The sequence below is a fragment of the Nibribacter koreensis genome (assembly GCF_039541795.1).
Classification (GTDB): domain Bacteria; phylum Bacteroidota; class Bacteroidia; order Cytophagales; family Hymenobacteraceae; genus Nibribacter; species Nibribacter koreensis.
Window position 1 is genome coordinate 1 of the sequence record NZ_BAABGX010000003.1, and the last position, 13487, is coordinate 13487.

General features: G+C 49.1%; 9 protein-coding genes. 2 read left to right on the forward strand and 7 right to left on the reverse strand.

The genetic code is table 11. The annotated features are described in order from the left end of the window. Nucleotides 1-235: 235 nt before the first annotated feature. The 6 genes from ABD880_RS15520 to ABD880_RS15545 form a co-directional block, all read right to left on the reverse strand. Nucleotides 236-1522, reverse strand: a complete 1287-nt coding sequence (locus tag ABD880_RS15520; protein ID WP_345168111.1) for a M16 family metallopeptidase — start codon at nucleotides 1520-1522, stop codon at nucleotides 236-238. A gap of 9 nt (nucleotides 1523-1531) precedes the next feature. Continuing rightward, nucleotides 1532-2689, reverse strand: a complete 1158-nt coding sequence (porV, locus tag ABD880_RS15525; RefSeq protein WP_345168114.1) for a type IX secretion system outer membrane channel protein PorV — start codon at nucleotides 2687-2689, stop codon at nucleotides 1532-1534. A gap of 28 nt (nucleotides 2690-2717) precedes the next feature. Then, nucleotides 2718-6575 carry a type IX secretion system sortase PorU gene (gene porU, locus ABD880_RS15530; protein ID WP_345168117.1) on the reverse strand — a complete coding sequence of 1286 codons (3858 nt, stop codon included), beginning with the start codon at nucleotides 6573-6575 and terminating at the stop codon, nucleotides 2718-2720. 89 nt (nucleotides 6576-6664) lie between these two features. Next, the gene (gene purS, locus ABD880_RS15535) at nucleotides 6665-6916 is read right to left on the reverse strand and encodes a phosphoribosylformylglycinamidine synthase subunit PurS (RefSeq protein WP_066506154.1); all 252 of its coding nucleotides are present in this window, start codon (nucleotides 6914-6916) and stop codon (nucleotides 6665-6667) included. After that, on the reverse strand, nucleotides 6913-7620 hold the full coding sequence (gene pssA, locus ABD880_RS15540) for a CDP-diacylglycerol--serine O-phosphatidyltransferase (RefSeq protein ID WP_345168122.1): 708 nt from the start codon (nucleotides 7618-7620) through the stop codon (nucleotides 6913-6915). The genes purS and pssA overlap by 4 nt, the downstream gene beginning before the upstream one ends. A 43-nt stretch (nucleotides 7621-7663) precedes the next feature. Continuing rightward, nucleotides 7664-8299 carry an MBL fold metallo-hydrolase gene (locus ABD880_RS15545; protein ID WP_345168124.1) on the reverse strand — a complete coding sequence of 212 codons (636 nt, stop codon included), beginning with the start codon at nucleotides 8297-8299 and terminating at the stop codon, nucleotides 7664-7666. 73 nt (nucleotides 8300-8372) lie between these two features. Between ABD880_RS15545 and ABD880_RS15550 the strand changes: the two genes are divergently transcribed. Further along, nucleotides 8373-9449: an NAD(P)/FAD-dependent oxidoreductase gene (locus ABD880_RS15550; protein ID WP_345168126.1), complete on the forward strand. Its 1077-nt coding sequence runs from the start codon at nucleotides 8373-8375 to the stop codon at nucleotides 9447-9449. Beyond that, nucleotides 9446-12652 carry a hypothetical protein gene (locus ABD880_RS15555; protein WP_345168128.1) on the forward strand — a complete coding sequence of 1069 codons (3207 nt, stop codon included), beginning with the start codon at nucleotides 9446-9448 and terminating at the stop codon, nucleotides 12650-12652. The genes ABD880_RS15550 and ABD880_RS15555 overlap by 4 nt, the downstream gene beginning before the upstream one ends. Before the next feature lie 109 nt (nucleotides 12653-12761). Here the strand turns inward: ABD880_RS15555 and purQ are convergent, their stop codons facing one another. After that, complete coding sequence (gene purQ, locus ABD880_RS15560; RefSeq protein ID WP_345168132.1) at nucleotides 12762-13454, reverse strand: phosphoribosylformylglycinamidine synthase subunit PurQ; 693 nt, start codon at nucleotides 13452-13454, stop codon at nucleotides 12762-12764. Between the last annotated feature and the right edge of the window lie 33 nt (nucleotides 13455-13487).

The window sequence follows — 13487 nt, forward strand, 5'->3', positions numbered from 1 at the left end:
GGCTCTTGCTTTTTAACCATGCCCAGGTAAAGGCTCCCCCTTGCTTTTCACACTCCCTAAAGGTAGATTCTCCTACTAACAGTATCTGAATTTGTTTTTCTTATGAATAGAAGTCCTTATTCTTTATAGTTGACCTCTACTTTTATTTAACTTTGTTGGAATTTCCTCATTTGATATTTATATAAACAAGAAAGGCTCCGTATACGGAGCCTTTCTTGTTTATATAAATATCTCTTTAATTCCCTCCTGCAACTACATACAATAAGTTTTCCTTAGATATATACTTTGCAGCGGTTGCTGAAACTCTTTCTGGTGTCATATCTAAGAAAGATTTAACCAATGCATGATAATGGTCTGGAGCTAACTTTAAGAATACCGTTGATTTATACCTATCAACTTGATCAAATAGAGTTGCCTCATCAGAGATAAACTTACCGCTTAGGTGCTTTTTCACAGTATGCATTTCATCTTCTGTAACAGGTTCTTGTTTTAACCTATCTAACTCTGTCTCTATTTCAGCAATTGTCTCGTGAGTTTTATCTCCTTTAACTTCAGTGCCAATGGTAAAGGTTGAGCTATGCTCTTTTGTGGATAAGGAAGCATAGATGCCATACGTGTACCCCTTGTCTTCTCTTATATTTTTCATCAGTCTGGATCCAAAATATCCACCCAATAAGTGAGTAGTGAAATACAGGGCTGGAAAATCTTGATGGGAAGGTGATATAACTTCATTGCCAACCCGTAAGGCTGCTTGTAAGGTATTCTTAGTAGTTACTCTCACCAATGATGTGCTGACCGGTTTACTACTTAGTTCTTTGTGTGCTTGGTTAGGTTTTAAGGGGGGTACAGTTTCATGGTGAACTGCCTGTAATATTTGTTCTTTGGCTGAGGGAGATATGTCTCCTGTTAAAAATATATGGCAATCATGTAAATGGTAGTGTAAGGCATGAAAGGCTCTTACCTCCTGCAATGTAACTGCATTTATCTCTTCTTCAGAAATGAAAGTTGCGTAGGGATGATTAGCACCATACAGTTTTACTGAATACGCCTCTGATGCCAAATAACCATTTTTTTGCTTATCTACAGATAGTGCTTGATTCAACCTTTGTTTAAGTAACACCAATTCGTATTCAGGAAAAGAAGGAGCCTGAATGACTTCTAATACTAAAGGAATCAAATCCCCTAGGAATTTTGACAGACAGTATAAGGTAACCGTAGATCTATCAAATCCATGGGATACATCTAAGGTTGCCCCGTAGAAGTCAGCCATTTCTGCAATTTGTCTGGCTGTTCTAGTAATGGTCCCTTCTAACAACATTTTTGCTGTTAGTGATGCTATTGCGGGTTTAGGTTGAAACCACTTACCCGCTTTAAACACAAATTCAACCCGTGCTATGGGTTGAATTGTGTTATGAGCGATATGTATAACCGTACCAGAGTTGGTTGTAATTACCTCTGGGATGAGTAAAGGAATATCAGCTGTGTCAAGAATACCTGGTGCTACCGTACGATTCAAACTCATATAAAATTATTATTGCCCGTCAAACTTGAAATGTAAAGAGAATCTCAAAGTTTTAGATAATGGGTTATTCTGCTCATTTGGAATTAAGTAAGCCGCATCAAGTCCAAATTGTTGGTATCTGATACCTAATCCCATTGATAGATATTTTCTGCCGCCTTTTAACTCGTTTTCAAAAAAGTAACCAGCGCGGGCCGCAAAGGTATTATCATACCAATACTCTAAACCAGTAGATAGAGTGATTTCTTTAAACTCTTCACTTGCACCACCTGGGGCATCATTAAATGATTTAAAAATTCCAGCAAAGACATTGGTCTGGTCATTGGAAGAGGCGTCCTCTGGCGCAGAATATGGCACTAAGAGCTTGTTCCCATCAATGGCTAAGGTGATTTTGTTGTAAGGATCCATCTCCATGGTCAAGGCCGTTCCTAAGCGTAAATTAGTAGGCAGAAAGTCTTTTCTTCCGGCAGTGCTATAAGAGATTTTGGCGCCTAGGTTAGAGATGTTACCACCCAACGCTAGGTTAACATTTTTACTCCCTATGCTCAAATCTCTTGTATAATAGATACCCAAATCAACAGCGGCAGAGTTGCCAGGTTGTGACTCATAGTTACCGCTTGGATTCACTACATTGGTGTTGCCAGCCAAGTTGGAACGAATATATCGAGCTCCTACGCCCAAGCTCAAGTTTTCACTAAGCTTTTGGCCATAAGACACGCTTACTGCATATTCCTTTGGGTTAAAGGGTTGCTGGTCTGTGCCCGTTTGTGAAAACACAATTTCACCTAGGTCAAAATACATCAAGGAAACAGCGATGGAGGAATTAGGCGTCAGCCTTTTGTGACCTGACAGGTAGGCCAAGTACATATCATTGACAATTTCTTTTAACCAAGGAGTGTAGGACAAAGAAGCTTCAAAATCAGACTCTAGAAAGCCCAGTTTAGCTGGGTTCCAGTAAGGGCTGTTGGCGTCTGGAGAAGTGGCCACGCCGGCATCACCCATGGCCGCTGCTCTGGCATCTGGCGCTACTAACAAGACTGGCACCGCGGTGGTAATTGGGCGGTAATTTTCTACATTCTGACCAATTGAATTTTGACCCAACACAGTTAGGCCAGACGTGGCCACTAGTAGAAAACAAAGCAAGGTAGACCTGAGCATGGTATGGTTCATGTGGTATAGATTGGTATAGCGTAGGTGGTTATTTCAGTAAGACTAATTTTTCAAACGTAGAGGTAGAAGACCCGTCTACACGAGAACGGACATTCACCTTATAAATATATACTCCTTTCCCTAATTTACCATTATAATCATCTCTGCCATCCCATGTAAGGTCAGAAAAATGACTGCTTCCGGTGCTGGTGCCATGGAGCGTCTTCACTAATATACCTGATACGGTAAATATTTGAATAAGTATATCTAATTCCTGACCACTCCTATTGTGATCAAAATGGAAAGTAGTCTTCTCTAAAAACGGATTGGGGATGTTAAAAACATGGTCTAGTGCTAACTTCTCTGTAGAAGCAACAATAAACTCTATACGAGCCAGCGCAGAATTGTTATGCGTGTCCCAAGCTTTCAATTGCAGGGAATGCGGCCCCGGTGACAGATTCTTTAAAGAGTAACGGACCTTGCCAGATTGGTAGCTGTCAAGATCTGCGGTGTAAAAATCATTTAGTACCAATGGGTCAGAGGTTTTGTCATCCAGAATAGCCGTTATCTCATGGCCAATCCCCGCGCCGGCCGTGTTGATGCCATTCTCATCAGAGAGGTGAGCCAAGAGCACAGCATTGCTCCCCGTCGTCCCACCAGACACAAATGACTCGTCATTCATATACAACTGAATCTGCGGTATGGAATTGTCTGCTGCCACCTGAGCATCTGCTCCGCCCACTGGCACAAAAGATGCTCCGTTGCCATCTGTAGTAGAAGATAAGGCATAGAGGTGCACCTTGCCCTGACCAATCTGATAATTGATGTCCTTAGGCACGACAAAGGTGATTTGAAACAGTCCATTCTGTACGCTGGCAATGCCGTCATAAAGAAGATTATCCCGTATGGTTACCTTCCTGACAGGGTCTTGATCGCCTAGGGTAGAGATAGTATTGGGCTTGTCATACACAGACACATGCACCTTGCCTTGAAAAGCCTGTGCAATTTGACCTTGTGCATCTGTTACCTGCCCTTGCAACACCACCTTAGACAGTGCATGTAAAGTGTCTGTAGTGGCGGTAGAAGCGGGCTTGCCGTTTACGTGCGTAACCGCCACAGTTAAGGCCGGATACGCCAGTCGCATGGTAGGGTCTCCCAGCAACGCGAAGTTGCGGTTATTTACCTGTGACAAGCTGTTGTTTTTGGTATAGCGCGTCAGGTATCCTAAAGTAGGCATGGCACCAGAGGCCAACGGCGTAAAGGCAGCCTGAAAGAAACTGATATTCAGTTTACGGTTACCATCAGAATACACTGGCCGCGTGGTGGTCAATAAGCCCACGGCACCGCCCCCAGGGTGTAGTAAGGCTGTCTCTGCGCCTGAGTTTCTTCTGGGGTCATCATAGCGGCCAATCTCACAAGTAGCGGTGAGCAGAAACGTCAGCTTGTCAGGGTTCTTCCAGGCCAGAATCTCATTGATGGTTAGAATCTGTTCATCAGCCAGACTTACCTCGTTCCCATGCCCCGTATAATTCACAAGCAAAGCCCCCTTTTCAATGGCATCCTGTAAGGCCTTGTTAGTAGCTGGTGAACGCTTGCCATTAGGCACAGATATTTGCGGATACAAATCCAAGTACAGTTTCTGTGAAAGATATGCCGGATGGTTCTTCTCCACGTAGGCAGACAGGTTCTCCGCATCCCCTAAATGTTCGTTTACCTCGCCGTCATCTGCCAGGAACACTAAGCGGTTGCGCCAGTTGCCCTTAGAAGCCTCGCTTTCATATTTTAGAATCTTATCTACCAATAAATCAGCCTCGGCAGATGTCTTGGCCGGCAAGCGCCCTATGCCAATATCCAACATTTCTTGGGCAGAGAAATTGGTCTCAGACCATTCTCCCTCATGTGCGTCCAGTAACCCGAAGTAATCGTCTGAAGAATAGGAAAACACCGGATGCAACGATTCTCTGGACTGGTAAATAGGTACAAGATGCGCCGAAGCGTTGATTCTAAACCTTGGGTCATAGCTGGCGTCTCCCAGCAACAACAGATTCAGTTGTTGCTCACCCTGCTTCTGGCTGCGGTCATACAGCATCTTCATGAAATCCCGGATAGCCGTCCAATCCCGCTGTCCCGAGGCGAATTCCTCAAACACCTGCGGCAAGGACACTACTTCTACTTGTAAGCCGTTGCGCGACCTTCTGTGCGCAGCCAGGCGTTGCGCTTGGGGCAAGAAGGCAGGCGGCGCCAGAATCACCAAATCCAAATCGCCGGCCGTGTTCAAGCTGTGCAGATTCTGATTAGCCACCTTCCCAATGAAGGCAGGAGCCGGGAAGCTGTTGCCGGTAAATGCAATGAACTCCCGCAACTCTGTGCTGGTGGCCGAAAACTGACCACCGGCAAACACCTGCTGCACCGGTTCTGTCACATTGGTCACATCCCAGATTTGTGCCGAGGCAGGTACATTCCCAATTTGATACGTAGTGACGGGCTGTTGTAAACTGGCCATTGACCGGAAGGTAGTTTGCGAGCCGTACAACTTCAACTGCCGCTGCGCAAACAAAGAAAAGTAATTCAAGTAGCCCACCGCTGAAGAGCTTCTGCCTGGCTGAAAGGCATATGAAACCGCCAACTCTCCAGAATAAGCGAGGCTGTTAAGGTTCTGAACAAAGGTTTTAGAGTTATTGAAGCCAGCGTCATGGTAGGGGTCACCCGCGTCATAGCCCTGCATGAAATGCTCACCCAATACTGAACCGTTCAAAGAGACTTTAAACGAAGAGGTTTCTGGGGAGCTACCCATCACGGCAGAGGAGAGATAAAGCAGGCTGCTCGGTACCAAATCAGACGCAGAAAAAGTGAATGGGTTCTGTTGGGTAAACGCATTAAACTCTTCCCCGTACCACTCCCTACCCGATTGAATCATGTTCTTGCTGTCCACCTCATGGTGCCACCGCTCGTCAAAGCTGGACACCACAGGATATGAGCCGGGCACAGAAACTCTGGAAGCCACCCGTTTTCCCTCTGTGGGCCCAACCGTTAAGTAGTAATAGGTGGTGTCACTGAACAGGTTTTTGGAATGGACAAAAGGTGCCCCGCCGGCTGTGCTCACTGCCCAGGTGCTGGGTCCTTGTCCATAGAAAAGAAGGTAATCATTGGCATCAAAGGCGCCGTCCTGCTGGCCTTCTACCCAGATGGCATTCTCCGTCAAGTCATCGGGTCTGGGGGCGCTGTTGGCTTGGGGTAACATGCCGCCGCCGTTGCCAAAGAGCCGCAAGAATCTGGGGTTGAGGTTCTGCACGTTCACGCCCATGCTCTGCAAGGCGGCGCGGTCTAGTTTGTACATACCCGTAGCCGGTACGCCAATCTTAAACCACTCGCCAGAACTCAACACAGACCGCGTTACATTTCCTCTCAAAGGTTGAGGAACCGCACCGCCTGTTTTTCTGCTAGCTGGGGCTGGAGGACTACCCGCTCTATACCTGTAACTAAACTTCACCAATAGCTCCACCGCCCCGGTCTGCGCATTCAACCTATACGGCTGAAAAGAAACGGTGCTAATAGTCTGTCTATTGGAGGTACCCGTGCTTACCTGCGGCGTGATGTCCGTTTTTAGGCTGTTTTTAGGAAAAGAGCCCAAAAACGAAGAGGGCAGGGACGTAAATTCCTGATGCGTGAATTCAACCGAGGAGACGGCAACACCGGGAATAGTAAAATCATAAAAAGGAAGCGCTCCCGGTTGACTGTAGGAGGCTTCCTCAAAGGTTGGATGCGTAGAAATAGATTTGCCTGTAGTACCAGTGGCAGGTGTTGAACGCCAGGTAATGGTACGGGGCTCCTCCTGTTGGGCAAAAACAGCCGCAGCAGGAAACACCCAAAGGCAAAGGCCTATCAGTAGGTTTCTAAACAGGTGCATGTACGCGGGGTAAAGGTATTCACTCCGCAACACAGCCCATATAGCATAGGTTCAGCCAGATAGGGGCGTTTGGCAACAGAACGGTCTGCTTAGTTTGCTGTGAGACGGTAAGAAAACGACTCCATAATCATGTTGGCCAACAACTTCTTGCAGGCCTCTTCTACTTTCTGGGCGGCGGCCGCCTCGTCCTGCGCCTCAAGTTGCAGTTTAATGTGCTTTCCAATGCGCACATCAGACACTTGCTCCAGTCCCAAATGCTCCAGTCCCAGCATCACGGCTTTTCCTTGAGGGTCTAATAATTCAGCATGAGGCATGATGTCAATCTCGGCAGTGAATTTCATATAGAAGAAGGTTTTATGAGCGATAACAAAATGTATAGGGCCACCAGCAAAGGAACCGCGGTAAAGTTAAGCCAAGCCAGCAACACTATGGTCAAGATCATGAAGATAAAACGGATCTGGTTGCCTTCCCACTTAAGGTTCTTGAACTTGAGCGCAAACAGCGGCAGCTCAGATATAAGCAGGAAAGAAAACAGCACGGTGATGCCCAGCAAGAACCAAGGATTCAAGATGATGGGCGTGAGGCCGTAGGTGTCAAAGGCCAGGATCAACGGAAAGCTCACTATGAGCATGGTGGTGGTAGGCGTAGGCACCCCAATAAACGAATCTGTCTGGCGCGTATCTAGGTTGAACTTGGCCAGACGCAGGGCAGAGAAAACCGTCAAGATAAAACCAGCAAAAGGCAACAACGTGTCCAAGGTGAGCCCAAAGTAGCCGGACTGCACGCTTTTCTCCAGCAGCTTGAACATGACCATGCCCGGCACCACGCCAAAAGACACCATGTCTGCCAGAGAGTCTAGCTGCTTGCCAATCTCTGAGTGCACATGCAAGATGCGCGCCACCATGCCGTCCCAGAAATCAAAGAACACCGCCAGGGCTACCAGATAGGCGGCGCCCACTAACTGCCCCTGAAAAACAAACGTGATGGCCAGACAGCCGCAGAGCAGGTTCAGGCAGGTGATAAAGTTAGGAAGGTGTTTTTTCATGTGATGAATGGCTGGTGGTCGTTTTTGGCTTGTTTTCCAGAAACTAGGTCAAAAACGGATTATGCCTTTTCTCTTCGCCAATGGTGGTGCTTGGGCCGTGTCCTGGATGTACCGTCACATCATCAGGTAACGTGAAGAGTTTGGTTTTTATGCTTTGGATGAGCGTCTCGTAGTTTCCGCCGGGCAAGTCTGTGCGGCCAATGCTGCGCTGGAAAAGCACATCACCGCCAATCAGGTTCTTGGAGGCTTCGTGGTAGAATACCACGTGCCCCGGCGCATGGCCCGGCGCAAAAATCACGTCCAGTTCCGTATCGCCAAATGTTACCGCTTCGCCTTCCTTCAAGAATTTCTCGGGTAGCTGCTCTGCGTACATAGGAAAACCATAGGCGGCAGAATAGGTAGGCACGGCGCGCAGAACAGATAAATCGTCCTCATGAATCTCTAACGGCACGCCGTAGGTGTCTGCCACAAACTTGTTGCCCAGCACGTGGTCAATGTGGCAATGGGTGTTGAGCAAGCGTACCACTTTCAACCCCTCAGTCTGGATGAAATCCTTTAGTTGTTTTTCCTCTTGGGCGTTGGAACAGCCGGGGTCAATCACCACGCATTCTTTGGTGGCATCATACAACACGTAGGTGTTCTCAGAGAAAGGATTAAACGTAAAGCTCTTGATTTGCATAACAGAAGGTGCCTGCGCACATTTTGAAGGGGCTAAGTTACAGATTTCAGCGGCACAAGCCGTACCTTGGCATATGATTTATGATTACATGGTAGTAGGCCACGGCCTGGCCGGCGCAATTTTGACCTGTTTTCTGGAAAAGAACGCAAAAACGGTCCTGGTATTGGATGTCAACAAACCCAATGCCGCCTCAAGGGTGGCCGCTGGTCTCATCAACCCCGTAGCCGGCAAGCGCTTTGCCAAAAGCTGGCAGGTAGACGCCTTCCTGCCCGAGGCCAAGCAATTCTACCAGGAGCAATCTCAGGTGTTCCATACACCCTTCTTCCATCAGAAACCCATCTTAAAACTGTTCTCTACGCCAGAGGAGCAAAACACCTGGATGGGCAAATCTGCCGAGGCTATTTGGGACGATTACATTGAAGCCACGCATCTGCAGTTGCCGCCCTCAGATGACGTCCACCAGGAACTGGGCGGTTTGCTCATCAAACAGGGCGGTTATGTAGAACTGCGTAAGTTTTTGCAGTTACGGGAAGAGGCCTTGTCCCAGCGGCAAGCCATCCGCAGGGAAGCCTTTAACTTTTCTGAGTTAGAGCTGTTACCAGACGGAGTGAAATACCAAGACGTACAGGCCAAAAAAATCATCTTCTGCGAGGGAGCCGGCGCGGTCAAAAATCCGTACTTTAAGTGGTTGCCCTTTTCTTTGAACAAAGGCGAAATTCTGGACATTTCTGTTGAAGGATTTGCCGCGCCCTATATCTATAACAAAGCCGTTTACGTTGTTCCTTTAGGAGAAGAAAAATACAGAATTGGAGCCACCTATAATTGGCGTGATTTAGAGGAAGTTACCACGCCCGAGGGGCTGCAGGAACTGGTTCATAAAACAAAGGATATAATAAAGAAACCTTTGCAGGTCACAACACAGTATGTAGGAGTACGGCCCGCCGTGCGTGATCGTAAACCCTTGGTTGGCCTTCATCCAGAACTACCGCAGTTGGCGGTGTTCAACGGCATGGGGTCTAAAGGCGTTTTAATGGCTCCCTTGCTGGCGCAACAATTGATTGGGTTATTAGAAGGGCAGGAGCCGCTTTGGAGGGAGGTAGACATTGCCCGGTATTTTCCTTTATATTTAGCATCTAAGTCAACCATATGAGTCAACTCTATACGCGCTTTGTCTGTGTGCTTTGCCTGGTGCTTCTAGGACTAGGAGGCAACCATGCCGCGCAGGCCCAGGCTACCAGTCCAGATGATTTTGGCAAGAACCGCATCCAGTACAAACGGTTTGCCTGGCAGTACTACAGCACGCCCAACTTTAACGTGTACTATGCCCAGGGTGGCACAGAACTGGCCCAGCACGCCGCAGAGCACGCAGAGAAGGAACTCAAGCGCATCACGTCTCTCATTGGCTACTACCCTTACTCCAAGATCACCCTCATTGTCTACAACTCTGTCTCTGACTTAAAGCAGAGCAACATTGGCCTGGTGGATGACCCATACAAGGGCGGCAATGACGGCATGTTCATCAAAACCAAGATTGAGATACCCTATGAAGGTTCTCAAGCCGATTTGAAGCGCCAGATCAGCTACCGCATTTCTGAGCTATTGATTTCTGACATGATGTATGGCGGCAGCCTGAAAGAAGTCATCCAGAGTAATTACCTGTTGCGTTTGCCAGACTGGTTTGTGTCTGGCGCCGCCGCATACATCTCTGAAGGCTGGAGCGTGGAGATGGACAACTACGTGCGGGACATGATCTTGAAGACGGGCGGGCGCCGCGCAGATCCTTTGTTTGCACGCAACCAAAAAATGACCGGCCAGGCCATCTGGAATTACATCACAGAAAGGCATGGGCCCGCCGCCATCCAGAACATTCTCAACCTCACCCGCATCACCAGAGACATTGAGATTGGCATTGCCAGCAGCTTGAACATGCCGTACCGTCAGTTTGAAAAAAACTGGTTTGGCTATTATTTGCAGATGAACTCCTTTACAGAAGGACAGTTGGCCACGGCAGACAAGGACCACCGCCTCAGAAAAATCAACGCCCGCCATTACCAATTTTCAGAGCCGGTGTACAGCCCCAGCGGCAAGCAACTGGCCTACGTGATGTATGATCGCGGCGCGTATAAAGTGTTTGTGCGCGACATTGACCGCGGAAACCAGAAGCTCATCTACCGGGGAGGCTACAAAGTGCCCAATCAACAGACAGACCGCTCGGTGCCCATGCTGGCCTGGAAGTCCGAGACCGTCATTGGCATCTCAGACTACAGAAAGGGGGCTTTGAAACTACACCAGCAATCTGCCAGCAAGCGCTACTTCAGGTCCGTTGCTTCTGCCAAGCGTCTATTGGGCGGGGTGAACAATGAAATCAGCCTGAGCGGTTACAGCCAGATGACGGGTTTTGACTATTCAGATGACGGGCAGTTCTTGGTGATGAGCGCCGTCAAAAACAACCAGACGGATCTGTACCTGTTTAGGGGCAGCCGCCTGGCCCGCCAACTCACCAACGACGTCTATGATGACCTGCAGCCGGCATTCCTGCCGGGCACCGAGGGCAAGATAGTCTTCAGTTCTAACCGCATGGCAGATTCTTTGCAGGCCGCGCAGGGCAAGTTTGCCAACACCAACAACAACTTTGACATCTACCTGTATGACCCAACGGCTACCATTCAAAGGTTCTGGCAGCTAAGCTCCACGCCTGCCAAAGAAGAGATGCCCAAGGGGATTTCTGCCGAGGAACTGGTATACGTGGGGGAAGAGTCCGGCATCCGGTCATTGTATAGACACAACATCAACACCGGGGTCATTAACCGCGTGACTAACTTTGGGCAGAACATCAAAGCCTTTGACTACCATGCGGGTACGGGCAATCTAGCCTTTGTAGCGCTGGACCGCGCCAAAGAATACCCGTTTCTGTACCAAGGCCAGGCTTTGACGCCGGTGGGCACAGAGTTCAAGACAGAGCGGCAGCGCATCTTAGAGGCCCACTTGCAGCGCAGAAACCAACAAGAAGCAGACCGGTTAGCCGCGGCCCAGGCTACGCGCGCCCGGTTAGACTCCCTGGCCATGGCGCAGGTATCAGACTCTACTACTGTAACCACAGACAGTCTGGCTACTCCGCCAACTCCTGTCGTGACTCCACCACCGGCCAAACCCAGAACGGTGATGGCCTTGGGCTCTCCAGACTCATTAGACCTGCGCCGTTCCAGAGCCTATGACCTGCGCTTCGGCGTGAACAACATCGTCTCTTCTATTTACGCAGATCCGTTGCTAGGCTTCGGGTTTGTGATGGAGGTGGGCATGGCCGATTTGTTTGAGGATTACCGCATTAGAGGCGGCGTCTTTGCGCTCACAGATTTACGTACCACCAACTTCTACGCAGAATACTCTAACCTCAAAAACCGCTACGACTACCGCGTGGGCTATCAGAAGCAGAGCGTGTTCATTGATGAGGGAGGCGCCATTAGAAGACTCTCCAAGCATGAGATTCTCCCGGCGTTCAGCTATCCGTTGACCCACGCCATTAGCGTAAAAGTGTTGCCGCGGTACTCTAACATACGCTACACGGTTATTGAGAACTTCTCTGTGCCAGACGCAGTGCTGGACTTTGCCGGCATTGGCGGCGAACTAGTTTATGACAACTCTGTGGTGACCGGTATGAACATGCGTGAGGGCACCCGCATGAAAGTAGGCGTAACCCGTATGTATGGATTAGGCGCCGCATCAACCGGATTTGGCAAGTTCTACGCAGACCTTCGCCATTACCAGAAAATCCACAAGGAATTTGTCTGGGCCAACCGCCTGAGCTACGGACATTCTTTTGGTCCAGCACCCAAAAAGTACCTGTTAGGCGGGGTAGACAACTGGCTCACCGCCGATCAGGATGCTACTCCTATCTTTGACAATAACCTCACCATAGACACCTACCCAGCCGAGTTCTTCTACCTGGACTTTGCCACACCAATGCGCGGATTCAACTACAACGCCCGCAACGGTACGCGCTACGTGCTTTGGAACAGTGAACTGCGCCTGCCGGTCTTCCAGTACCTGTTTGAAGGGCCTATCAACTCGGGCTTCTTCCGGAACCTGCAACTGACGGGCTTCTTTGACGCCGGTACGGCCTACAACTCAGGTAACCCGTTCAGCGAGGACAATTCAGTGAATACCCAGCCCGTGCCGCGCCCTCCGTTTGAGGTGATTGTGCGCAACTTCAGGAACCCGTTCATGTTTGGCTACGGCGGCGGCGTGAGAACTACGTTGTTGGGCGTGTACGGCCGCTTTGACATTGCCTGGGGAGAGAAAGACTTGGTGCGCGAAGGACCTAAGCTATACTTCTCCATGGGCTATGACTTCTAAATCCGTTTTCGGCCTGTTTTCTAGAAAACAGGCCGAAAACGCCTAAAAGCAGAACGGCTTCTCTATCCAATAGAGAAGCCGTTCTGCTTTTAAAAAGTATCTGGTTTGTTTAGGCTTTTACAGTCTGGAGTAAGGCCTCAAACATCAGCCTTCCGTCAGTGTTGTTCAGCTCAGGATCTACGGCTCTTTCTGGGTGCGGCATCATGCCAAACACGTTCTTTCCAGCGTTAGAGATACCGGCAATGTTGTTGGCGCTACCGTTGCAGTTGGTGTCTTCGGTTACCTTTCCGTTGGCGTCACAGTACCGGAACATGATCTGCCCGTTGTCCTGCAGTTGTTTTAGCGTGTCTGCGTCTGCATGGAAACGACCTTCGCCGTGCGCAATCGGAATTTTATAGGCTTTGCCGGGCTCTAATAGAGAGGTTGGCAACAGGTCCGTGTTCTCTGGCGTGATGTACACGTTCTGGCAGATGAACTTCTGGCTGTTGTTGCGCAGCAAGGCGCCTGGCAACAAACCGGCCTCCGTCAAGATCTGGAAGCCGTTGCAAATGCCCCACACGTAGCCGCCGCTGTTGGCAAACTTGACCACCTCCTGCATGATAGGCGAGAAGCGGGCAATGGCACCAGAGCGCAGGTAATCTCCGTAAGAGAAGCCACCCGGCAACACTATAAAATCACAGTTCTGCAGGTCATGGTCTTTGTGCCACAGCCGTACAACTTCCTGCTCCGTGGTATGGCGCAGAGCATCAATTACATCTTGGTCACAGTTGGACCCCGGGAAAACGACAACTCCAAATTTCATGGCTCAAAGATAAAGAAAATACTAAGCTAGAAC